This is a genomic window from Gordonia sesuvii, from assembly GCF_036350415.1.
Taxonomy (GTDB): Bacteria; Actinomycetota; Actinomycetes; order Mycobacteriales; family Mycobacteriaceae; genus Gordonia; species Gordonia sesuvii.
Genome location: NZ_JAZDUF010000007.1, coordinates 163,334 through 186,087, shown reverse-complemented (window position 1 = coordinate 186,087; position 22,754 = coordinate 163,334). Strand labels below are relative to the sequence as shown.

Genomic DNA, 22,754 nt, shown 5'->3' with positions numbered 1-22,754 from the left:
GTGTTCGTTTCTGGTCGCTCTGTCAGCGGCCGGTCCATCGCGGCGGACGTTTGGACACGAAGGCGGTGATCCCCTCGATCGTGTCCTTGCTGACCAGCAAGGTGTCCACGACGTTCGCGGTCGAGTCGATCGCGTCGATCTCGTCCGGGATGGCACGCGCGGTCTCCATGGCGCGCAGCGACTCCCGCACAGATGTCGGCGATGCGGCGAGCACTTCGGCGGCGACGTCGCGAGCCAGGTTCATGACTTCGCCCGCGGGAGCGATCCGGCTGATCAGTCCGGCGCCGAGCGCCTCGGCGGCGTCGAGGCGGCGCCCGGTGAGGATCATGTCGCGCGCCAGCGCGCCGCCGACCGCGGCCGGCAGACGGACGAGTCCGCCCGCCAGCGCCGCGAGCCCGACCTTGACCTCGGGCAGACCGAACGTGGCGCGCTCGTCGGCGACGATGATGTGGCACGCCAACGCGATCTCGCAGCCACCGCCGAGGGCGTAGCCGTTCACGGCTGCGATGACCGGCTTCGGCAGGTGCCGGCGCGACGTGAGACCGGCGAATCCGTTCTTCGGCACCTCCAGTCCGGTACCTGCGGTCTGCGACAGATCGTTGCCCGCGGAGAATGCGACGTCGCCCGCTCCGGTCAGGATCGCGACCCAGAGATCGGAGTCGGCGAAGTATGCATCGAATACCTCGTCGAGCTCGGCGTTGGCCGCCGGATGCAAGGCGTTTCGGGCGGCGGGACGATTGATCGTCACCTCGAGGAGGTGACCGTCGCGGCGGATCTCGACGTGTTCATACGACGTCCGGAACGACGGCGAACTCGGCGGATGGCGACGCAGCATCGCTGCCCGGTCGGTGAACACCCGGTTGCCGCGGGCCGAGGAACGCACGTAAATTCTGCTGCCGATCGCGTGATCCGTGGCGAGCAGGTCGAACATCGGGTCGTCGTCGGCGTGGACGTTGGCGATGAATCGCGCGTCGTCGCCGAGACGGCCGATCACGATGCCCGTGCGCTTCCCGTCCCGTCCCGGGATGACGGTGAAGGACTCGAGTGTCGCCGGGCCGTCGGCGTAGTCGCGTGTCTGTACCGCCGGAACGGAATCGAGGAGTTCTTGCACTCCGGCCGAGTCGTCGGTCACCCACGGCGTCGGTCGTGTGCTGTAGACCCCGGCCGAGGTCTTGCTGAGCACACCCCCGTTGGCGACGACGAGGGCATACGAGTCCGGTGTGCTGCGGCAACGGTCGACGGCCTCGGCGATCGCGTGCATCGAGTAGTTGTTGCCCGGCCCACCGAAGAACGGCAGGCCGCCGGTCAGGGTCAGACCGCGGCGGTCATCGCCGCCGAGCCCGAGAGGGTCGATCACGTTCGCCACCGCGATCGGGAAGCAACTGTAGATGTCCAGGTGCTCGACCTCGTCGAGGTCGACCTCCGCGACTTCGAGGGCGTGCTGGACCGCAGCTGCGGCCGCCGGACCCGTGCTCAGGTCCGGGCGCTGCATGAGGGTGCGCTCCCTGGTGTCGGCATGGCCGTGAAGGAACACCCACCGGGACGGATCGATGCCGAGTTCGCGTGCCATGCCCACCGACATGATCACGACGGCCGCTGCCTGGTTCACCTGATCGCGCGCAACGATCAACCGGGTGTACGGGTCCGCGACCACCCGGTTGCTCTCGTCCACGGTCACGAGTTCCTCCGCACTTCGCGCCACGGGTGCGGCGGAGTGCGGATTTCCCGCGGCGATGCGGGACATGGGCGCAAAGAGCTCACCCATGTTCCGGGCGTATCGCCCGCGGGATTCGCCGAGCCGGTGCCGCCGCGCGTTCTCCAGCACCGCGTACTGCATCATCGGCGACAGAAAGCCGTGCTTGGCCTCCTGGTGGGAGGTGAGCCCGGCGATCGCATAGCCGCGATCGTCGATCTGGCCGCCGACCTCTTCGGTGAAATCGGGTCGTTCGTCGTCGGAAACGGTCGACACCAGATGTCGAACGGTCGACATGACCTCGGCGCCGAACACGACTGCCGCCGAGCATCGTCCGGCGTCGATCTCTCCCGCGAACTCGGTCATCAGGCTCTGCGGACTCTGGCCGCCGGTGACCCCCAGCACGGCTCGGCGTGGATCCATGCCGATCCGCTTCGACACCGCGCGCGGCATGTTGTCCGGGCGGCCCAACGGCGACGACGACAGCGGACTCGATTCCTCGAATGTGCGAACCCCGACGACTGTGTCGATCTCGGCGGCTACGGACGGCACGCGTGCACCGGTGTCGGCCATGGCCGACTCTACGGCCCGAGCAGCAAGGTCCGCCTCGCACAGTCCCTGGTAGCCGGAGTCGCTCAGGCGTTCCGAGGCTTGACCGACCCCCACGATGACAGGCGTGGACGGGTCAAGGGCTTCGGTGGGAACAGATGTCGACATGGGTTCCATTAATCCACCTGAGGTGATCGCTCCGCCGCGCGACCCCGGAACATGCTCCGCCTCGGCGCTGGACTGCACGCGATTACCGGAATACTCTGATTACAAGTAATCATCCGGACGAGGAGGAGCGATGTCCGAGACTCAAACATGCGTGACCGGGTGGCTCGCGGGACGACTTCCCGATGGCCTGTTCACGGAGCCGCCAGAGGTCCGGGTGGATCGTGAGGAGATCACCATCGTCGGCACGATCGCACCGCCGGACGTCGAGGGCGACGCCGATGCGACGGCGACCCGACAGGCCGAGGAGGGTCGCATCTCGCGGTTCCGCGAATCGACACGTGATCAGCGGATCGAGATCGCCCGCGAAGCCGAACACCGCTTCGATCGAAAGGTCGCGTGGGGTGTGCGGTGCGGTGACTCCTCTCAATTGTTCACGCATCTCGCGGTGCCGGTGATGACGAGGCTCCGCCAACCGCAGCGCCAGGTTCTCGACACCCTGGTCTCGGCCGGGGTAGCGCGCAGCCGGTCCGACGCATTGGCGTGGTGTGTGAAACTCGTTGGTCAGCACACGGATTCGTGGTTAGACGAGCTTCGCGACGCCATGCGGCGGGTGGACGAGGTCCGAGACGCCGGTCCCACGATCGACTGACGGGGCGTACACGGGTCACGCCATGGCGCCGACGTTGCCCCCGCCGGCGGTGTCGCGTACCGCGCACCGCGCCGACCTGGTGAGGTCGGGGTGGCGGCCGTCGGGTACGCGACACCGGTTGGTGGCGTGGGTGTTTCACTCTGTGGAGTTGTCAAGGTACAGATGCGGTCCCGACGAGGTCGGGTGCGAGGTCGGGGTGTTCAGAGCGTGAGGGTCAGGCTGCGCTGGGCAGGTTGTCGAGGTTCAGTGTTCGTCGGTTGTGGGCGGGCAACGGTCGCCGTTGCGGGTCGACGGTGGCGGGTGGGATGAGCCAGGGGTGGTGGTCGGCGCCGATGATCACGTCCCAGCCGTTGTGGTGCACGTCGGCGTGACAGGCCGGACAGAGCAAACACCCGTTCTGCAAGGATGTTTCGCCGCCGTCGGCCCAGTGGATGATGTGGTGGGCGTGGGCCCGGGTGGCGGGGGCCCCGCATTTGATGCAGCCCTGATCGCGTACGTGCAGGGCCCGGCGCAGGTGGGCGGGGAACAGGCGCTGTTCGCGGCCGATGTCGAGGGGGACGCGTTCGCCGTCGACGATCATGGTGGTGATGCTGCTGTCACACGAGAGGCGGCGCAGGGTGGCGTCGGTGATCGATCCCATGAACTGCAGGCTGGACTGGTCGGGTGTGTCGGCGGGAACGGTGAGTAGGACTTGGGTTTTGGGTGTGGAGGCGACTCCTGCGGTGTCGATGCGGGCGGCGATGTCGAGCAGGGTGTCCAGCGCGTCGGCGTGGCGCCGCGCGGTGGTGCGCAGGTCGGTGCGGCCGTCGGGTTCGGGTCGTGGCTTGCTGAGTGCTTCGAGGGCGGCGGTGAGTTTTTCGCCGACTTCGACGTCGAGGTCGGCGGTGAGGTGCAGGCGGCCGTCGTCGTCGGTGTGGGTGGCGAGTTCGTTGAGGGTGCGGTCTTCGGCGGCGGGCAGGCCGTCGGTGTCGTCGGCGAGTTGGTTGCCCAGGGTGCGGGCACGTTTGTCGATGTCGGCGGGGGTGGCGCCGGAGAAGTACTGTCCGAGAAGATCGGTCACGTGGTTTAGACGCAGCGTGTCGTCGATCGGTTCCGCTGATCTGCCGGCGATGTGGCTGACTCCGCGGGCGATGGCGTCGACGTGTTCGGCGGAGATGGCGCCGTCGGCGGCGTGGGCGTCCAGGGTCGGTAACGCCTCCAGCGATCCGGCGATACGCAGGAGCCGTTGGGCGACCGATGGTGCGAAGCCCATCACGATGAGCAGTTCGCGGGTGCTGCGGCCGTGGTCGCGGGCCACGCCCAGCCGTTCCAGCATGCCGGCGAGGCGGGCGGCGTGGTGGTCGACGAGGTTGCGGACGATGAGCATGAGCTGCATCGCCTCGAACGCGTCATGACCCGACAGGTCATCGACACATAGGTCGCGTAGTAGATCGCTGATGGTGGTGAGATCCCCCGAAGTTCTCATGCCTCCAGAGTATACGAACACATGTTCGAATCAAGGTGAATTGTGAAGTGGTGCAAACACATCCAGCACCTTCAGTGAACAGTGGTAGACTGTGGTGGACTGCAGTGAACAGAAATCACACAGGCCCCATCCGGGGTTCGAGGCCGCCGGCCGGTCACGACTGCAGCGCCGGACGCCGCCTGATCTCGCTGCGGTAGATGACGACACCGAACAGCATCGTCTGGACGATCTCGTCGGCGAGATAGCTGTCGACATCCAGTGGGTGCCGGAGCGTGTTGTCATCGAGGTGAACGACGAGCGCGGACGACAGGTTCTCCACGTTCAGCTCGAATGTCTCGCCACCGAGGTCGGTGATGCGCGCGCATCCCACACCGTCCCAGCTGTCGATTCGCGCCCAATGTCTGATCCCGCATCCCTCGACGGCTTCGATGAGCAGCCTCCTGGCGAATCGGGAGACGTCGGCCCGTGGAACGCCGCGTTCGGACTGTCGTCCGCTGTGATCGGCCACTGCTTCACCGAAGCCAATCGCGCGTGTAGACGTCCTGCCACCGGACGGTGACCGATGTCCGCGCCTGGGCCGCGGCATCGGTGCCGATGGTCGCGGTCAGTACCTTGGCGGCGACGTCACGCACGTCGTCGGACAATGCGCGGAGATCGTCTCGGTAGTGGGCGATCAGGCCGATCCGCAGACCCGTAACGACATCCTCGTCACCGTCGACAGCCACGAACACGACGAGCCTGCCGATGGTCGACCGAATGCGAATAGACAGTAACTGCTTGATGATTCGGTCACTCACCCACACATCTGGGAGATCGGTCGCGACTGCACGCGCAGGCCGTCGCGCCCGGTCGAGGTTGGTCGAGATCGCATCGATCAGGCGGCTGACGTCCCCTTCGGGTTCGTCGAGCTGTCGGCTCGCGTCCACCAGCCAGGCGTCTGTCTCGTCGGAGTGCCCGTCGTCGACGAAGATGTCGTTCACGGTTGCGCTCCTTTCCGGATGTCGTCGGTGGTGAGGGCCGGCGCGGGTGGTCCGGTAGCTGTATCGGGCGGGCCGCCTGGACGCCAGGGTGCGAGCCGGATCGACAGGTAGCGTCTGCTGCGCTGGAGATGTCCGCGGACCGATCCCGTCGTGATCTGCAGGATGCCGGCGATCTCCGCGTGCGACATGCCCTCCGATTCGCGCAGCCACCACGCGGCACGTGATGTCGCGGGCAGGTTTCCCAACTCGAGTCGAAGGGCATCGACGAGAGAGGAATGCTCGACGATGTCGGCGGGCATCGGCGACGGATCCGCGAGCTCGGCGAAACGTTCGTCATCGGTGGGAAGCTCGCGATGTCTGCGCCGATAGTCGACGGTCCGGCGATGCGCGATGGCGAACATCCAGGTTCGAAACGAACTCCGGAAACCGAAATCCGGCAGGTTCTTCCACGCGTGGAGCAGCGTCTCCTGTGCGAGGTCCTCGGCGGTCTGCGCGTCCGGAACCATCCGTTTGAGGTAACGCAGGAGACCTGGTGAGACGCGCGCGACAAGGATCCCGAATGCCTCGCGATCGCCGACGGCAGCCGCACCCGCCAATTCGTCGTCGGACAAGTTCGACAGGTCCAGCGATGCGACGTCGGGGATGCGCACCGCAAGACCGTCTGTGCCGGTCTCGGGTTCGATACGCGAACCATTGGTGTGACCGGCACCACAAGAAGTCGTGCGTGCACTTTCCGTTTCCACTGCGACTGACTCTATACACGGGCCAAACAGATGCCCAGGAGGAACGAAGGAGTTCGCATGTCCGAGACGACCGGTCGCACCACCACCGACACCATCGATCGGGAGAAGTCACCCTCATCTGCCGCCGGCACGGCCACCAGCACCAGCTTGGTCAAGAAGGATCCGGCCGGCGACCGGGGCAAGACGTCGATCTCGGACATCGTCGTGGCGAAGATCGCGGGTATTGCCACCCGGGAGATCGACGGCGTCCAGGATGTCGGTGGTGCTGCCGAGCGTGTGGTCGGACGGGTTCGTGAGGTGTTGCCCGGGACGACGACGAGCACTACTCAGGGCATCACCGTCGAGGTCGGGGAACGGCAGGCCGCGGTGGATGTCTCCATCGTCGCGGACTACGGCGTGGCGATTCATCAATTGGCTGCTGCCATCCGGCGCAACGTCGTCACGGCCATCGAGCAAATGACCGGACTCGAGGTGACCGAGGTGAACGTCACGGTTCACGACATACATTTCGGCGATGAGGACGAGGGCACCGACGAGACGCCGAGGGTCCAGTGAGTCAGGCCGATCGAGTGGTGCCGCCGACCGCCGGGGATGTCGCCGAGGCGGTCGTCGCGGTGCCGGGTGTCACCGGCCTCTACGGCGGGGTGTTCGGCGAGATCGCCACATACCTTCCGGGCGGTCGGGTCAACGGTGTCGTGCTGTCGGACGAATCGGCGGAGGTGCACATCATCGTGGACATGACTCGCGATCTACACGATGTCGCGATATCGGTGCGCGACGTCGTTCGTGACCTGACCGGTGCTCCGGTGATCGTCATCATCGAAGACGTCACGGTCGGTTCCGATCAGGTGGGAGCGACGGGCGGTGCGCAGCGATGAGAGAGGACAAGGCAGTGCGCGAGTTCGCGGTGATCGGTTTGTTCGCTGGTCTGATGCTGGCCCTGGCTGCGACGACCGGGGGACTCGGTGGATTCGTTGTGGCAGTGCTACTCGGGACAGTTGGCGTTCTCGCCGGTCTTCAGCTCGACGGAGTCATCGATGTGCGCGCAGTGGTACGGAGCCGCAACCGTGGTTGATTCGGCAGCCGACCCGGTGGGCGACCTGACCATCGCCGACCGGGTCGGTGAGAAGACCGCCGTTCGCGCGGCTCTCGGCGTGCCCGACGTCGTACGCCACCAGACCGCCATCGGGTCGATCCTGTCCGGCTCGACCCCAGGGAGGGCGCTTGTCGGCGGTGATCATCCGCACGCCTCGGTGGACATGTCATCGCCGGCGCCGAAGGTGCAGATGACCATCGCCGTTCGATGGCCGTGCCGGCTCACCGATGTCTGCCTGGAAGTCCGGCGTGTGGTGACCCGCGACCTCGAGCAACTGACCGGACAGCGGCCTGCACGTGTCGACGTCAGCGTGGCCGCAGTGCTCACCGAAGCGGAGTTGGCCGCCAAGAACTCTCGGCGTGGCTACACCGACCTGCCTCCGACGGTGCCGTCCCCGGACAGTGGGCAGGACACACCTGCGCGCACGCGAGCATCGCTCGACGAACGGGAGGAAGTGCAGTGACCACACCGAGTTCCCCGGTGATACCCGTACCCGACGACGAGGACGACAGATCCACGGCGGACCGCACCGCAGACACGCACGGTGGCAAGGTGTTCGCGCCCGCAGCGAATCCCGCCGCTGCCGTGATGGGGGCGGTCATCGCTGCGTCGCTTCTTGCGCTCGGCGTGGTTGCGGCGCGCGATCTACTCGTGGAGGCCGGCTGGCTCACCGGACCAGGCTGGTTGCACGCGGCAGCAGACTGGATCGCCGACATCCGTTGGTGGGACTGGATGTGGCCGATGGCGATAGCGATGATCTCCGTCGGAGTCGGCCTGCTGTGGCTCGCCGTCCGTCCCCGCCGTCGTACCCACCTGTCCATTGCCGAACACGAGGTCCTCTGGACGCGTCGTGTCGATGTCGCGCGCAGCTGTAGCGCAGTTGTGTGCGCGCTGCCCGGCGTGGCGGACGCGACGACCGTGGTGGGCAGACGACGAGCGAAGGTGTCGGTCAAGGCGCACGGTCCGGTGGACCGCGCTGCGGTCGATGAGGCGGTCGAGGATGTGCTGTCGAAAGTCGATGTGCCGCTGCGGTCGAAAGTCGAGATCGTGGGTCGACACGGAGGGGTTCAGAGGAGGGGTTAGGGCATGAACAGGAGACCTGCGGCATGGCACCGGCTCACCGTCGGCCTGGTCGGCGTCCTGCTGGTCGGCGTCGGTCTCGGCGCCATTCTGTGGCGCATCGACGTCGATCCGGTGCACGGGTGGATCGAACGGATCGACCAGGGGTGGGCGGCAAGGATGGCGGACACCGACTGGTGGCCGGTGCTGGTCGGTGGAGTACTGGTCGTCGCTGCGCTGTGGGGTTGGCGACTGGTCGCCGGCACGATCCGACCGGGCAAGGTGGATGATCTGGTGCTCGACGGCAGCGACCACACCGGCACGATCTCGGTCTCGCCCAAGTTGATCGCGACCGCGGTCGGCTCCGATCTGGAGCGGAACCCCGCGATCGACGCTGTCGATGCCAAGGCCACCGACGACCGCGGGCGAAAGATCATCCGGCTCACGGTGACGGCCCAGGCGACGCACACCTACGACGACCTGGCCTCGATTGTGGGTGAGGCGGTCGACGCTGTTCGGGAGGCATTGGACGGCGCGCAGATCCATGTGCAGGCATTCGTTCATCTGGAGCCTCGGAACAACTGAGCGCGACGTCTCATCGCCGGACCCGCATGCGCTACCGTTCGACCATGGAGCGCATGGGGCCCGCGGACGCGCGGACGTACTGGATGTCGAAGGTGATACCCAGTGATCAGTTCCTGCTGTATGCCTTTGAGTACCAGGATGTTCCGCTCGGAGACCTCGCTGACGGACTCCGCCGACGCGCGGCGACGATCCCGGACCTGAACCTTCGGGTCCTCGACATCCCTGGCTCCCTCGACCGCCCGATATGGGTGGAGGATTCCGCCGACGACGAGCAGATCGTCGTCCACCACGACGTGCTGTCCTGGCCGGAATGCCTGGTGAAACTCGGGATGGTGATGGCCGATCAACTGCAACCGGCCCGACATGCCTGGCGTATCCACCTGTTCGGGCCCGTACCCGATTCTCCGCGTGGCCGGGGCGTCGTCGCGGTGCTACAGGTCTGCCACGCACTGGGAGACGGCCGCCGCAGCTCGGAGATCGCACGGCAATTGTTCGACCCGCAGGAGCCTCCGCCCGGCCGTCGTTCGCCCATGGCCTCCCGGCTCCCGTCCAGAGCGGTAGCCGCCGGTGTCGCCGCGACGGGCGTTGTGGCTCTTCCGATTCGCGTCGGGCGGATGTTCTGGCTGGGGGCGCGCGCATATCGTACGGTCCGTGATCGGCCGCCGACGCGAGCGCCCGGCTACCCGACGACAGCGCTGAACAATCCGCCGGGACCCGACCGGACCCTGCGGGTCCTCGTCGTCGACCGCAACACCTTCGAGTCGTGCGCGACCGTGACAGTCGGCGCGTTGACCGCGATCTCGGTCGCCCTCGAGCGGTACCTCGACCTCCGTGGCGCGTCCGCCGGCGCCGAGCTGACCATCGGGCGCAGCCGGCCATCGACCTCTCGCAACAATTTTCGCAACGCCGGGATCGATCTCCACGTCGAGGTCGACGATCTTGCACAACGATCCAGGGCGATCGCCGACGAGATCGTGTGTGCTCGTGCGCTCGACGATGAACCCGCACGAACGGCGCAACGCAGGGCCGACGACGCCGTCCCGGCGATCCTGACCCATTGGGGCACACAACAATTCGATATCAGCGCTCGACCCGATCGGGTCACGGGTGTGACGGTGGTGTCGTCGGTGAACCGCGGGAACGCCGACCTTCGCCTGGGCGGCGGCCGAGTCCTGTTCACGAGCGGATTCCCCGCCCTGTCGCCCGCTCAGGGGCTCACACACGGCGTCCACGGAATCGGCGACACCGTGGCGATCTCGCTCACCACGAGCCCGCGCATCCTGCCGGATGTCGACGCCTACCTCGGGTACCTCCGGGATGGGATCGAGGCAGTCCGTGCCATCGATCAGGAGTCGGATTCGTCGCCGCGAGAGTAGCCGTTGCGCTCGGACCCGTCGGTGATCGACGGATTCGACGAGCCACCGCGAGCTCCGCGGGTCAGTCGCTTGGGCAACCGGTCGGCAAGTCCGCCCAACGGAGCGACCGTCTGGTTGAGCAGCTCCACCGTTTCCGACAGTTCGTGAACGGTGTCCTGCATGGCGAGCAGATTCGGCGCCAGCTGACCGATCACCTCGGTCAGTTCGGTGATCCGGTCCAACGGTCCACCCGGCGCGATCGCGCGTTCGACTGCGCCGTCCTCGCCGACGAGCTGATCGAGCAGACCTCCGTCGGCCGCCATCCGGTCGAGAACCCCGCCGTCGGCGGTCACCTTCTCCATCACGCCGTCGGGGGCGGTCAGCTTGTCGACGATCCCGCCCTGCGATGTCAGCCGTTCGAGGATGCCCTCGTTCTCGGTGAACTGGTCGACCACCCCGCCGGGACGCGTCAGTCGGTCCAGCGGACCGTCTTTCGCGGTGAGCCGCACCAGGATCCCACCCTCCTCGGTCATCTGATCGAGGAGGCCACCCTTCGCCGTCAGTTTCTCGAGCAGGCCGTCGGGTGCGGTCAAACGGTCGATCACCCCATCCGGGTTCAACAGTCGTTCCAACGGACCGCCGGCGGCGAGGATCCGGCCGAACGGACGATCCGGCCCGAGCAGTTCGGCGAGTTGGTTCAGCAGGGCGATGGGTGTGCGGGCGTTCCCGAGTTCGTCTCCGGACAGTCCCAACGCGGAATTGACCTCGTGCTGGACACTGTTGGCGGTGAGCCGGGCGATGGACACCGCCGATTCGGCTGCGGTGAGGACCACGCCGGTGACGGCGAAGCCGAGCCGAAACGGCACCTCGACGACACTTCGGGAACCACCGGTGGCCTCATCCATGACCATGACATTAGGCGATGGCAGGATCTCGCGGGAGTCCCTGTCCGCATCTGTCGATATCGGCTCGCTCAGCTCTTCTTGGCTGCGGCCTTGGCCGCCTTCTTGAAATCCCGGACCTTCTGTAGTGACACCGGGTCCGTCACGTCCGCGACCGAGCGGAAGCCGGCCTTGCCGTAGTCGCCCACCACCTTGGTCCATCCGGACGGCTTGACGCCGAGCTGCTTGGCGAGGAGTGCGGTGAAGATCTTCGCCTTCTGGTCGCCGAAGCCCGGCAGTGCCCGGATCCGGTCGAACAGGTCGGCCCCCGAAGCCGCCTCGGTCCAGATCCGCTCGGTGTCACCGCCGTACTCGTCGACGACGACCCGCGCCAGGGTCTGCACCCGTCCGGCCATCGACCGCCCGTAGCGGTGGATCGCCGGCGGCGTCGCGCACAGGTCGGCAAACGCCTCCGGATCGGCGTCCGCGATGGCCTCGGGGTCCATGCTCCCGAACCGGTCGCGGATCTTGGCCGGACCGGCGAAGGCACGCTCCATCGGGAACTGCTGAGAGGTGTCAACACGTTGTAAACCACCAGCGTTCATGCGGTCGTAGATTTTCTTAGGCCCCTGAAATGCAACTTCGAGCCGGATCTGTTGATCCAGCAGCATTCCGGTGAGCAGCGCAAACGGATCTCGCGAGATCAGTTCGTCAGCCTCGGGATCCTGGGCTATGCGAAGGTTCGCGTTCATGCGATCAGCTTACGGATTCTCCGCGCTCGTCGTCAGAAGTAGCTCTCGGGCGTCCCAGTCACATGCAGGTCTGCGCGGATGGCTTGCAGGAGGTCGATTTGTGCCTGATCAACCAACTCTTGAGCGGCGTAGAACTGGCTGTCGTCCCGGCCGCGCAGCGTTCCATGACCCCAGCTCCATGCATTTTTGTACGCCTCGAGAGCGGCAGCTGAAACCTCGGGAGACGCATAGACCTCAAGTCGTCGACACGCTTCGGCGGCCTCGGTCTGCCAATCCCACGGGAGTTCAGCGGCAGTGCTGTCACCGAGGTCCATGCCGTGGTTGTACGCCAGTAGCGTCATCCTGCGGAGTGCCTCGTAGAAGTCGACGTAGACGATCCGGCGCTGCTCGAACGTCAACCGTTGATCCTCCCTTTCCCAGCGCTCCTGCTCTCGCTGCGTTTCCCTGGCCCACGAGGCGCTTTCTCTGCGGTGTGCGAGCATCTGGGTCACTACGATGCCTGCCACTGTGGACACAAAACCGAGTGCGGCGACGACCAGAGGAACCCATACCGGTGTCATAGAACATGGACCATACTTGCGGTCGCCTCGGCGTGCGATTTGCTCTGACTATCAGCTCGTCGGTGGTGGCGGGACCCAACGTCTCGCCGACTCGTAATGAACGCTTGGGCGGCCGGTGGAAATATTGCTTCGACGAGCTATTAGCGGTCACGCAAGCATCTTGGGTATTCAACGACGGTTCCACGAGTCGAGCGGAAGGCGACGGCCGCAGCATGACCCATCCTTAGTCGACGACCTTCGGAGGCATCTCGACAAGGGCCACGTTGTCGGATACGTCAAGCAGCCGCCGTGCCTTTTCGGTCAAAGTGCCGCCTGCCTTACCGGGAATGCTGCTTAGCAAACCGGCCTTGCGGACGCGATGCAGATGCTGTTTAACCGTGTCAGGGGATCTGCCTGTCATCTCTGCGAGCCGGGTAGCGGTCGACCGCTCTCCGGATTGCACCAGGAACACGTACGCCTCCGCGAGCCGAGCTAGATAGTGCTCCGTTACACCTCCCTCGAGGCTTAGCCGGAGCTGCTCGCCTAGTGCCCTCTTCTTTGCCTCCCTGGACTGTCCTGCGTGCATTTCACTAACCATTTCCCAGTCCATTCGGAGCTGGCCAAAGTCAATCTGCCGCAAGACTGTCGAAGAGATCCCACTCATGATCTCCGCTTCGGTCGCGCCTTCCGCGGGCGTCACTGTTATCGAGGTTGGGCCCAGCTGATTTGGGTCAGTCGGCCACTCAATCTCCACGACCCACGGTCCGATCTGCTGTCCGAACTCAACGACTCCGTCTGAACTTGACATCCCCCGACCATACGCCAGCCGACATAAGTCCGGCAGGGTGTTAGTGTCTCCCATCACAACTGGCTACATTACCTTGACCGGCATATGTCGGTCATGCCAATGTGACTTCGTCAGCGAAGATGGTCACAACGAAGTTCTCCCAGGAGGGAGTCAGCCGGTAGCCCGGTCAGAATCGCCCGTTAGAGGGGCTTTTGTCCCGCGTCTCGGCTGTCGCGGGACAAAGCAATACACACGGATGGATAGCTACCCCGAGTGAGCACGAGCATCGAGTTGTGCTGCGTCATCGCAGACATTCGGCCACCAGGGCCAGCCCACGGCAGAGGGATCAGCTGCCACTGATATCCAAGGAGCACGTATTGACAGTCAACATTGACAGCGCGTCAGGAGCGTCGACGCTCGACGCCGATCCGATCACCACGGTTCGAGGTCTGGAGGGCCAATCGCCCGCCGGCCTGCGACCAACAGGCCAGTTCAGCAGCCTGTCCTACACCGAGGCGCTGACGCTTGCTGATCACGAAGAGCCGTGGATTGTCGAGAACCTCATCGGATCCGCGACGACACTCATCTATGGTGAAGCCAAGTGCGGCAAGTCGTTTCTGGTGTCAGCGCTGATCAGATCGCTGACCACGAAGAGTGACTTCCTGGGCAAGCCAGTGTCGCAGGATCGCGAGTTCTCCGTCGCGGTCTGCTGGACCGACGACCGTGGAGCGCAGGAGTACAGCGAGCGCATCCGTTCGGTGATGCCAGAATCAGCAACACCGGACGTGCGGTTCTACCACCTCCCGATCATGCAGACCCCAGAGATGTGGCAAGCGCTATACCGACAGGTGATGCTCACGGGTCACAACCTCGTCGTCATCGACAACATGGCCCAAACGTTAAACGGCACAGTCAACGACGACGCCGTGGTGCGGCAGTTCTTCGATGGTGTGCGACAGTTCGTCAGCGCCGGTATCCCGGTCGTCGTAGTCGCCCACTCGTCGGACAAAGCCGGCGTGAACGGCCACAAACCCGAAACGCCGCTCGGCTCGGCATACATCACCCAGGCGGTGCGCTGGCGGGTGTTCGTCCGCCGGTTCCGCAGCGGACACCTGACGATGAAGTTCATGGGCAACCACTCTGAGCCCTACGAGATGACGTTGTCCCACGGCACGGGCGCTCGGTTCGAGGTCCTCGACGTGAAGTCGTCAGATCAACTGAAGGCCGACGCTGGGGGTTCGGCCCGAGCGAGATCGGACAAGAAGCTTGCCGACAACGCTGAGCTTCTGGAATGGCTCAACGCAAACTGCCACGGCATGACCCTTGCCGCCGCCGCAGCGAAGCACGGCGCGCGCCTGGACATCGAAGCCAACACGGCTAAGCAGCGCATCCGCCGGGCCGGCATCCGCAAACAGGGAGCCGGCTGGGTCTTCCGCGTACCCGAGGAGTAGTCAGTGTTCTCGCTGGTCAATCCATATCGGGTACACGGGTACATGGGTACCCCTTATAGAAGGTTCGTACCTCACCTTCTTAACCCAGTTGATCCCGCCATCTGTGCGGATGGCGGGAGAGATAGGACCAGGGCTGGCTGATCAGCCCTCAGGCGAAGCCGACCGCTTCGCCAACCGGTAGTAAAAGGCAGCCGATTCGGACGGCTGCCGTCTAGAACCATCAGCTGGATCACCGTGCATCCGGTGATCTCTCAATCGGTTGTCCTCGAACGGCCAACCGGACTTCACACTTGCCACTCCAACGAGCGGCAGATCGGGCTGCCAACCGGCAGCTCCCATCACGGGCGTGCCCAACCGGGGCACACCCACAACAGTAAGGAAACAATGCAAGACAACATCAACACCGCCAACGCCGTCAGCCGCTGGACCGGGCTGGGCGTCACGCTCCCACAGGAACTCTCGACCGCAATCGAGACCTTCGAAGCGATCCGATGGGTCGAGACCGGTCATACGGTCGGGTTCGACCTGGGCGGCATTACCGCCGAGAACGCGGAGGAGAAGATCGTTGAGTTCGCGAACCGGCTGGTGCCAGCGCTCAAGACGGGAGACCACCTCGGCAGAACCCCGCTGGAAGAAGCCAAGCGTCGGATGCTCGACTCGGCCGCTCGTGAGGTGCTGGGCAAGGCGACTGTCGCCGTTCCAGAAGTGATCGCGCAGCTCACTCCGGAGTTCGACAAGCACGCAGCGGCGTACATCGACGCCGTGGCCGTCCTCCCGGACACCGTCAACGCCGAATCGCTCGTACAGGCGGGAGCCGAGGCGGTGACCGCGTATGCGACTGCACAAGCAGAGGCTGCCTGGCTTAATCAGGTCTCATCGTGGGTCGCAGGGACCAGAAGCCTCCCGGGCTTCGCCGGCCAAGATGTCGATGTGGCGCTTCGTATTCTGCGCCCAACGAATGCGCTGCAGCTCGAGAAGCTTGACGCCGCCCTGCACCCGAACGCAAATCAGACGCTGGGCGCGCTCAACAGAGTGTTCTACACCGCAGCACGGGAGGGGATCGAGTTCGGAATCAACTCCCTGCGCGAGTGCGCCGAGATTCGGCGGGATCTCGCGATCACGCCCCAGTCCGTCATCTTGGCTCGCTGAACAGCGAACCAGAACTCGACACAAGGAGAACAAGTTTGACAATCCGCAAGAAGCCAAGTGCCGCTGAAATGCTTCAACGACAGATCAAGTCGACGAGGCGTCAGCCTCCCACCCCCATCGAGGGCGACTTCGCGCAGGCGATCGGAGCCCGCCTCGAGGAGCGCGAGATCACGAAGGTTGCTGGCCTTCCTGCCACCGAGGAGCCGGAACCACGGTGGTACGACTTGGCGATCGAAGTCCAACGCCGCCACCAGGAGTTCGTCGGGGAACGTGAGGCTAAGCAACAGGCCGAACATCAGGCAGCACAGTCGACACCGGACTTGATTCGCTCAACGCTCGCTGGCACCGTCAAACCGTCTGCAGCGTCAGCGATGCCGCTCAACGGAAGCCGCGTTCTCCGAGCCGCACTCGCCGGTGGACAAGGAACGATCAACACTACGAGCCGCTGACATCGCGGCGACGGGGCTTGATGCCAAGTGGCGTCGAGGGGCTGGTTCTGATTCTGGGCCAGCCCCTCGGGTCATAAGCGGCGTGGCCTCGCCGAGCGCTCCCTAGAATGCAGAAATGGCGATTCCCGACATTGAGCCCGCGCATATCCTGAGCGCCATCGAACTCCTCGACGACCCCGATGAGGGCCCGCGACTCCTCAAGTCGCTGCATTTCAACGAAGCGCAGAGATTCAGACTGTTGTGTCGCGGAGTGTTCTACCCATCGAAGGCGGTCGTGGGTATCGCTCACCAGTTCGTCCCCGGTGGTGGCTACCTGGATAGCTCGCAAGTTATCGGTGGCGTCGGTAACCCGACCACCGCTGCATCCGTCCTCGAAGATCGAGGCTTCTTTGTCGATTACGGCGAACTGTGGGCATTGCAGGAACTGCAGGTGGACAGGACCCACGGACGCCCCGCCCCCTATCAGGAAGTTGTCCTGCTGTGGGCAATCTCGCGCGCTCGGGCTGGCAAACCACGGATAATGCCATTCAGCGCCGTTCGAACCGAACTGGCGCAGCTCCTGCGGCCTTTCGCGATCGGAAAGACACCGCCTGATCCAGTCATGCCCTGGATAGCGCTTAGGGGACCTCTGTGGGAGCTCGACGCCCGAGACGAGCCAGTCAGCGAATCGGCTGTTAGGAGTCGCGACATTTCCGCCGGCTTGACGGAGTCTGTGTACGGCAGGGTTCGGCAAGGAGACTGGAGCGACGAGTTCGTTGGTGGCGCCGTGGATGTGGTGACGAAGCGGATCGGAACCGAACCGGCATACCTTTCCCTGCTCGAACGGCTGGGGTTGGCTCGTTCTGGCTCCCTCGCAGGAGTCGGCGAACCGCCAGAAGTGGGCGACGCAATCGCAGCCGTCGAGGAGGTGAGCAACCCGCGACGGAAGGGCGGCCGCCGCTTCAGTGCGGCGGAGAACAAAGCAATCGAAGTTCACGCCGTCAACTTGACCCGGTCCTACTTCGAGGAGCAGTTAGGTTATGCGACAGAAGATGTCGGAGCTACCGAGTCGTACGATGTGCTTGCCACCAACGGGCAGGAGACCGTCAAGGTTGAGGTCAAGGGCACAACTACAGACGGTGCAGCGATCCTGCTAACGAAGAATGAAGTGGATCTCCATGTCAGTGGGCATCCAAGTAACGCGCTAGCCATAGTCCGGAACATTTTGCTCGACCGAAGCGGCGGGCAGCCGGTCGCGGCTGGCGGCACTCTTGAGTTGACCAAGCCCTGGAAGATCGACACCTCTAGGCTGCAACCCATCGCATATCGCTATCCCACGGGCGGTGAGTCGGATGGTATGTAGGCCGCGCGACAGTGCTTCGGTAAGGAATATCGACTGTGGGACATTGCAACACACCCACGCGAGGTCACAATGACGACCGGCTGGGTGGCTGTACTCGCGCCCCTGTTGGGTGTCGTCTTAGGTGTCGTGATCACGGCGTTGTTTACCAGTCGCCGCGAAGACAAGCGGTGGCACCGAGAACTGGACGCACGGAGGCGCGAGGAACTAAAGAGTGCGGTCTTCGAATACGTGCTGTCGGTGACGACGCTGCGGTTCGCTGAGTTCGATCGAGCCGCGAGGCGACTCAGCGGGAAGGAGACGAGCGAGGAGCGCGACGACGTCAGGCAAAACACCTATCGGCTGCGCGCGCAAAGCATAAGTAGGGCACATCTCCTCGCGCTACTGGCTGATCACAAAGACGACGAATTGCTGACATCCCGTCCGCCAGCAGTCATCGAACTGTGCCGACTAATATCGGCTGGAACCAACTCCCCTGGCGCAGTAGAAGCGCGCGACGAGGATGTCCAGGCCGCGTTGCAACTGTTGATCGATGACGCCCGCGAAAGGTTTGTACGGCGATGAGTCCGCCGCTTCCGCCAACTAATGCTCTTGACCCAGCTGGTGATCAAGCAGTCGCCACGCTCTCAGAGCGAACGGTAAACCCAAAGTGAGCGAACTTCCTATAGTCAATCAGATTTGTATCGGACTCGCCCAGGACACCGCAGGGCGACGTAGTGTGCGCCTGTATGGGGGCGGGCTTACTCAGCCTGCGTCCGACGCGCGATCGCTGGACGATCTCGTCAGTCAAGAGATCCCGGTGGGGTCTGCCAGCAAGAAGCGCCCAATCAAATTCGCAACGGGATCACCGCAGCTGAGGTCCGGGGTATGGCGGGTGTGGTCGCCGAAAGAGACGGGCGACGTATACGTCATGCCGCTTTCGACGGAGAGCTTCGCAAAGATCAGCTTGCACGAAACCGGCGACTGGCGGCTCCAAATTCTCTCCGAGCAATCCGATCATCCGCAGCTTCACTTTGTCAGCCGGCCTGACAGTACGAGCCGCATTCTCGACCAATGGCAGAGGCCACCGGAATTCGTAGACGGATGGACTGATGCGATGACAGTATTGATTCCAAACGAGGATGTCACAGCTGTGCCGCTCGACACCGTCCGACCGACGGATGTGCCGCGGTGGATGTCTAGGCCGCCGAGCCGGCACTGCTCGCGTTATCGCATATTCCTCGTGAAGGATGACGCCGCAACGCTGTGCGTCGATTGGTCTGACAATTGGTCCCGCTATCGCCTGACACTTATTGGCGCCTACCCTGACTTTTATCACCGCGAAGGCCTCGGGTGGACGTTGAGCTTGTGACCTGCGGCGATGGGTGGGTTCGGTGGTGGATTTGCGCACTAACTCGGGGTTCGTAGGCTGCTGATGTGGCGTATGTGCGGACGGTGAAGACGGCGTCGGGTGCTACGGCGGTGCAGATCGTGCACTCGTCGCGGCGGGGGTCGCGCGATATCGAGCATCTCGGGTCTGCACATGACTCCGCGGCGGTGGCTGCGTTGAAAGCCGTGGCCGCACAACGCATCGCCGGCGGGCAGGAAGAGCTCGACCTGGGTATGGGCGTGGCTGCTGGTTCTGGTCCGCTGCCGATCACGTCCTCGCGGATGAGTCATCTGTGCGACGCGGTGATCGGGGTCTACGACGAGTTGGGGTTCGCGACCGCGGCCGACGGTGATCAGGTGTTTCGCGATCTCGTCTTGGCCCGCATCATCGAACCGACCAGCAAACTCGACTCGCTGCGGGTGCTCGGCGAGGCCGGCATCGACCCGATGTCGTACCCGACGCTGAATCGGCGTCTACCGGTTTACGCCGAGCCCGACTGGCGTCGACGGCTGGCCGCGGCGTGTGCGGCCCATGCGCGGCTGGGACCGGCAAGCCTGCTGCTCTACGACGTGACCACCCTGTATTTCGAGACCGACAAGGCCGACGGGTTCCGCGAACCCGGCTTCTCCAAGGAACGTCGCCTGGAACCGCAGATCACCGTCGGCCTGCTCACCGACGCCTCCGGGTTTCCGCTGCAGATCGAGGCGTTCGAGGGAAACAAAGCCGAGACAGCGACGATGATGCCCACGCTGCGTGCCTTCATGGCCGCCCACCAGCTTGATGACATCACCGTGGTCGCTGATGCCGGGATGATCTCGGCAGCGAACAAACAGGCCATCGAAGCGGCCGGTCTGTCGTTCATCCTGGGCGAGAAGATCCCCACCGTGCCCTATCTGATTGACAAGTGGCACAACGACAATCCCGATCAGACCCCTCCGGATGGCCTGATCCTGACCCAGCCGTTTCCGGCGAATGCCAAGACCAGCTTCCGCCGCAGCCAGGTCGTCTACTACGCCTACAGTGCCGATCGCGCCCGCCGCAGCCTGCGTGGCATCAACGAGCAAGTCGCCAAAGCCGAGAAGGTCGTGGCCGGCACTCTGTCGGTCAAGCGCAACCGGTTTGTCACCCTCAAGGGTGCCGACAAGAGCGTCAACCGCGAACTCGAAGCCAAGGCGCGTCGGCTGGCCGGATGGAAGGCCTACGCCACCAATATCACTGCTCCGACACCGGAATTCGTGATCGGCTCCTACCACCAGCTGTGGCGGATCGAGAAAAGCTTCCGCATGTCGAAAAGCGATCTTGCCGCACGCCCGATCTTCCACCGCACCCGCGACTCCATCGACGCGCACCTGACCATCGTGTTCGCCGCGCTCGCGGTCACCCGGGTCATCGAAGAACGCTCAGGCTGGTCGATCAAGAAGTTCGTCACCACCGCCCGCCGCTACCGCACCATCGAAATCCAAGCCGGCGAGCACACCATCACCGCCGCCGACCCACTACCTGACGACCTGCACGAAGTCCTCACCGCAATCCGGGGACCGCACTAAATTGATAAAACTCAGGTCACAGCTGTGCCGCTCGACACCGTCCGACCGACGGATGTGCCGCGGTGGATGTCTAGGCCGCCGAGCCGGCACTGCTCGCGTTATCGCATATTCCTCGTGAAGGATGACGCCGCAACGCTGTGCGTCGATTGGTCTGACAATTGGTCCCGCTATCGCCTGACACTTATTGGCGCCTACCGAACCCTCGTGGGGGAGACGGTGATCGTAACCCATGATCACATGCGACTAAGCGATCAGAACTATGAGCGCCTCCGTCGGTACCGGCAGGACGCCGCCCTTAGTATCCCGGCAGACTTCGTCGTTGAGCCGCGCACAGGCCCCCGTCACATAGCCCGCTACACCGAGGGCCCCGATGAGCATCGGATCTTTATCGACCTAGCATCGGGTGTCGTTGTCCCACCTTTGATGCCATTCGACATTATCCCTTAGAGCTGGCAGGCGGCGTCGCATAGTTCGTGTTGTGCAAACAAGCTGCTCACTACGCATCCGGTAGCAGATCCCCTAGTATGCGCCCACTCCAAGAGTGCTGGCGCTCCCAGTAGCTCCGGGTATTCAGGAGCACATCCACGGGGTTGCTGTACGGATATGTGAGTATCTCACCAGACATCGGGAGCCAACGGTCACCGCCGAGTGTGAGCACAGACATCGGGGGAGGGAGTACTACGCCCTCGGGCGGTTCGACTGGCTCGAGAAGCGGCATCACCGGGGACCTCACAGCAGCCAGACCGAGCCGACGAGGACTGCGGCCAGAGCGAGAACGTCGGTCGTCATGACATATTAGACGCATCGAGGAGCTGTTCGGTTCCACAAGCGCGTCCCTACCCCAGGGGGGGAGCCCCTACGCCCCCCTCATTGACCGGGGTGTTATGCGGTTGAGGCATCGTGTACGGGTTTCCAAGTCGATCAGTTGCGAGCGGAAATCGCGAACTCGAGTACGCTCCCCACCCAGATAAGCGCAATCTAATCGGAGAGTTCATCGTCGGCCTCGTCGAGCTGGGTGAGAGCGAAGTAGGACTCCTCCTTCCAGCCGGGATCGTCGCACCAGGCGTCTTCATTTGAAACGACGATGTGAACACTGCCCGGGTCGACGCTGTCGTCGTCCGGCGCGAAGTACAGCGAAAATGTGCCTACAGCCTCGGCGTCAACCTGTACCCACGCCGTCCCCGAATCAGTATTGGCATGAATGGCGGCGTCCGAAGACCCGTCGGCCTCAAACCGCCCGCTGGCTCGGAATTCCTCTGCGGATTCGTACACCAATTCAGTGACTTCGACTGCAACCCGCCCACTCGGGTCTGCAATGTCGGGGGCGGTCTCGCCTCCATCGAAGAGATGTCGCGACATACTGGAAATGAGCCGAGCATTGATTGCAGCCACGATAGAACGGATAGGGTATCGGAGGGCCTCATCGAAATCGCAGCCGTAAACATCTTCGAGAATTACCCGTGCCCGGCGTCCCGTTTCGTCCAAAGTGACAACAATGCGTTGCAACTCGTCGCGATACGGATCACTGTATGGGTAATCCGAAGGCGTCTCTAAGATCTCGGGTGCGATAATTCGCAACCTGTTGACCATAAGGGCGCCAAACTCAGTCATCGTTTCCTTTGCCCTCGGATCGTTCAATTCGGCAACCGCTACGGTTGCGAGGGCCTTCGCGAGAGCGTGTCTGTCTTCGAAGGCGTGGAACAGCTTCGTAACTCTAGGCTCTAAGTCGCGGGCTGTTTGAAGAAGTCGGGTGAACCTCATGCTGCCCGCAAATGACCGGTCGCTCTTGTCGCTATTGCAACCTCGGCAAATGGGGGCAAGATTATGCGGAGCATCGATGTCGAAACCGAGCGCGACTAGCTCAGGGGGTAGGCATTCACCCAGTAACTCGTCTAATCGCTGGGAGTCAAACCGCAAATAGCGGGGGAGTAGGTGATCTATCTCCATCACTGCGACGTCGAACCATCGTCGGCAGAAGTAGCAACGGCGATCCCACGCGTCGAAAAGCGCGGCACGCAGTATCCCGTTCCTCGCAGTGTTCGAGCTGTAACGCGCCGGCGCCACCATCGTGCTAACGATACAGGGGCAAACGGATGAGGACCGTACGGGCGTGTGACTCCAGCAAGCGAGTTGTGTCCTAGTCTGTCGA

25 protein-coding genes are annotated in these 22,754 nt (G+C 63.9%); 15 read left to right on the top strand and 10 right to left on the bottom strand.

Going from position 1 to position 22,754, the window contains the following annotated elements; translation table 11 throughout:
- Positions 1 to 22: 22 nt before the first annotated feature.
- Entirely contained in the window at positions 23 to 2,410 is a 2,388-nt protein-coding gene (locus VZC37_RS20820; protein ID WP_330435328.1) for an acetyl-CoA acetyltransferase, read from the bottom strand.
- A gap of 130 nt (positions 2,411 to 2,540) precedes the next feature.
- On the opposite strand from VZC37_RS20820, the gene VZC37_RS20815 reads away from it, so the two are divergent.
- Positions 2,541 to 3,059, top strand: coding sequence for a hypothetical protein (locus VZC37_RS20815; protein ID WP_330435326.1), 519 nt, complete (start codon positions 2,541 to 2,543; stop codon positions 3,057 to 3,059).
- A gap of 214 nt (positions 3,060 to 3,273) precedes the next feature.
- Here VZC37_RS20815 and VZC37_RS20810 read toward each other — a convergent pair whose 3' ends face one another.
- The 4 genes from VZC37_RS20810 to VZC37_RS20795 all read right to left on the bottom strand — a co-directional run bounded on the left by VZC37_RS20810 (position 3,274) and on the right by VZC37_RS20795 (position 6,154).
- Positions 3,274 to 4,524, bottom strand: coding sequence for an HNH endonuclease (locus VZC37_RS20810; protein WP_330435324.1), 1,251 nt, complete (start codon positions 4,522 to 4,524; stop codon positions 3,274 to 3,276).
- 154 nt (positions 4,525 to 4,678) lie between these two features.
- Entirely contained in the window at positions 4,679 to 5,032 is a 354-nt protein-coding gene (locus tag VZC37_RS20805) for a hypothetical protein (protein ID WP_330435322.1), read from the bottom strand.
- A 4-nt stretch (positions 5,033 to 5,036) separates the two neighbouring features.
- Entirely contained in the window at positions 5,037 to 5,504 is a 468-nt protein-coding gene (locus VZC37_RS20800) for a hypothetical protein (protein ID WP_330435321.1), read from the bottom strand.
- The gene (locus VZC37_RS20795; RefSeq protein ID WP_330435320.1) at positions 5,501 to 6,154 is read right to left on the bottom strand and encodes an RNA polymerase sigma factor; all 654 of its coding nucleotides are present in this window, start codon (positions 6,152 to 6,154) and stop codon (positions 5,501 to 5,503) included. Before VZC37_RS20795 ends, VZC37_RS20800 begins: the two co-directional genes overlap by 4 nt.
- A gap of 150 nt (positions 6,155 to 6,304) precedes the next feature.
- Here VZC37_RS20795 and VZC37_RS20790 point away from each other — a divergent pair, with 150 nt between their 5' ends.
- The 7 genes from VZC37_RS20790 to VZC37_RS20760 are packed head-to-tail and all read left to right on the top strand — an operon-like array spanning position 6,305 to position 10,363.
- Positions 6,305 to 6,802, top strand: a complete 498-nt coding sequence (locus VZC37_RS20790; RefSeq protein ID WP_330435319.1) for an Asp23/Gls24 family envelope stress response protein — start codon at positions 6,305 to 6,307, stop codon at positions 6,800 to 6,802.
- Entirely contained in the window at positions 6,799 to 7,125 is a 327-nt protein-coding gene (locus VZC37_RS20785; protein ID WP_330435317.1) for an Asp23/Gls24 family envelope stress response protein, read from the top strand. Before VZC37_RS20790 ends, VZC37_RS20785 begins: the two co-directional genes overlap by 4 nt.
- The gene (locus tag VZC37_RS20780) at positions 7,122 to 7,322 is read left to right on the top strand and encodes a DUF2273 domain-containing protein (protein ID WP_431309465.1); all 201 of its coding nucleotides are present in this window, start codon (positions 7,122 to 7,124) and stop codon (positions 7,320 to 7,322) included. The genes VZC37_RS20785 and VZC37_RS20780 overlap by 4 nt, the downstream gene beginning before the upstream one ends.
- Positions 7,315 to 7,806: an Asp23/Gls24 family envelope stress response protein gene (locus VZC37_RS20775; protein WP_330435315.1), complete on the top strand. Its 492-nt coding sequence runs from the start codon at positions 7,315 to 7,317 to the stop codon at positions 7,804 to 7,806. The genes VZC37_RS20780 and VZC37_RS20775 overlap by 8 nt, the downstream gene beginning before the upstream one ends.
- Positions 7,803 to 8,426 carry an Asp23/Gls24 family envelope stress response protein gene (locus VZC37_RS20770; protein WP_330435312.1) on the top strand — a complete coding sequence of 208 codons (624 nt, stop codon included), beginning with the start codon at positions 7,803 to 7,805 and terminating at the stop codon, positions 8,424 to 8,426. Before VZC37_RS20775 ends, VZC37_RS20770 begins: the two co-directional genes overlap by 4 nt.
- A gap of 3 nt (positions 8,427 to 8,429) precedes the next feature.
- The gene (locus VZC37_RS20765) at positions 8,430 to 8,987 is read left to right on the top strand and encodes a hypothetical protein (protein ID WP_330435310.1); all 558 of its coding nucleotides are present in this window, start codon (positions 8,430 to 8,432) and stop codon (positions 8,985 to 8,987) included.
- A gap of 44 nt (positions 8,988 to 9,031) precedes the next feature.
- Positions 9,032 to 10,363 (top strand): WS/DGAT domain-containing protein, encoded by a 1,332-nt coding sequence (locus VZC37_RS20760; protein WP_330435308.1) that lies wholly within the window; start codon positions 9,032 to 9,034, stop codon positions 10,361 to 10,363.
- Here the strand turns inward: VZC37_RS20760 and VZC37_RS20755 are convergent.
- The 4 genes from VZC37_RS20755 to VZC37_RS20740 all read right to left on the bottom strand — a co-directional run bounded on the left by VZC37_RS20755 (position 10,333) and on the right by VZC37_RS20740 (position 13,322).
- Positions 10,333 to 11,247 carry a hypothetical protein gene (locus tag VZC37_RS20755; RefSeq protein ID WP_330435305.1) on the bottom strand — a complete coding sequence of 305 codons (915 nt, stop codon included), beginning with the start codon at positions 11,245 to 11,247 and terminating at the stop codon, positions 10,333 to 10,335. The genes VZC37_RS20760 and VZC37_RS20755 overlap by 31 nt on opposite strands.
- Before the next feature lie 68 nt (positions 11,248 to 11,315).
- Entirely contained in the window at positions 11,316 to 11,975 is a 660-nt protein-coding gene (locus VZC37_RS20750; RefSeq protein WP_431309464.1) for an HhH-GPD-type base excision DNA repair protein, read from the bottom strand.
- A gap of 32 nt (positions 11,976 to 12,007) precedes the next feature.
- The gene (locus tag VZC37_RS20745) at positions 12,008 to 12,535 is read right to left on the bottom strand and encodes a hypothetical protein (protein WP_330435303.1); all 528 of its coding nucleotides are present in this window, start codon (positions 12,533 to 12,535) and stop codon (positions 12,008 to 12,010) included.
- A 223-nt stretch (positions 12,536 to 12,758) separates the two neighbouring features.
- On the bottom strand, positions 12,759 to 13,322 hold the full coding sequence (locus VZC37_RS20740; RefSeq protein WP_330435302.1) for an Rrf2 family transcriptional regulator: 564 nt from the start codon (positions 13,320 to 13,322) through the stop codon (positions 12,759 to 12,761).
- 356 nt (positions 13,323 to 13,678) lie between these two features.
- Between VZC37_RS20740 and VZC37_RS20735 the strand changes: the two genes are divergently transcribed.
- The 7 genes from VZC37_RS20735 (at position 13,679) to VZC37_RS20705 (ending at position 20,605) form a co-directional block, all read left to right on the top strand.
- Positions 13,679 to 14,752: an AAA family ATPase gene (locus VZC37_RS20735; RefSeq protein WP_330435299.1), complete on the top strand. Its 1,074-nt coding sequence runs from the start codon at positions 13,679 to 13,681 to the stop codon at positions 14,750 to 14,752.
- A gap of 384 nt (positions 14,753 to 15,136) precedes the next feature.
- On the top strand, positions 15,137 to 15,901 hold the full coding sequence (locus VZC37_RS20730) for a hypothetical protein (protein WP_330435295.1): 765 nt from the start codon (positions 15,137 to 15,139) through the stop codon (positions 15,899 to 15,901).
- Between the two features lie 35 nt (positions 15,902 to 15,936).
- Positions 15,937 to 16,350 carry a hypothetical protein gene (locus VZC37_RS20725; protein WP_330435294.1) on the top strand — a complete coding sequence of 138 codons (414 nt, stop codon included), beginning with the start codon at positions 15,937 to 15,939 and terminating at the stop codon, positions 16,348 to 16,350.
- Positions 16,351 to 16,465: 115 nt separating this feature from the next.
- Positions 16,466 to 17,692: a phosphorothioated DNA-binding restriction endonuclease family protein gene (locus tag VZC37_RS20720; protein ID WP_330435293.1), complete on the top strand. Its 1,227-nt coding sequence runs from the start codon at positions 16,466 to 16,468 to the stop codon at positions 17,690 to 17,692.
- Between the two features lie 69 nt (positions 17,693 to 17,761).
- Positions 17,762 to 18,253, top strand: coding sequence for a hypothetical protein (locus tag VZC37_RS20715; protein WP_330435290.1), 492 nt, complete (start codon positions 17,762 to 17,764; stop codon positions 18,251 to 18,253).
- Positions 18,254 to 18,338: 85 nt separating this feature from the next.
- Positions 18,339 to 19,040, top strand: a complete 702-nt coding sequence (locus VZC37_RS20710) for a hypothetical protein (RefSeq protein ID WP_330435288.1) — start codon at positions 18,339 to 18,341, stop codon at positions 19,038 to 19,040.
- A 65-nt stretch (positions 19,041 to 19,105) separates the two neighbouring features.
- Positions 19,106 to 20,605 carry an IS1634 family transposase gene (locus VZC37_RS20705; protein WP_431309463.1) on the top strand — a complete coding sequence of 500 codons (1,500 nt, stop codon included), beginning with the start codon at positions 19,106 to 19,108 and terminating at the stop codon, positions 20,603 to 20,605.
- Positions 20,606 to 21,583: 978 nt separating this feature from the next.
- Here VZC37_RS20705 and VZC37_RS20700 read toward each other — a convergent pair.
- Positions 21,584 to 22,672, bottom strand: a complete 1,089-nt coding sequence (locus VZC37_RS20700; RefSeq protein ID WP_330435286.1) for an HNH endonuclease — start codon at positions 22,670 to 22,672, stop codon at positions 21,584 to 21,586.
- Positions 22,673 to 22,754 lie beyond the last annotated feature (82 nt).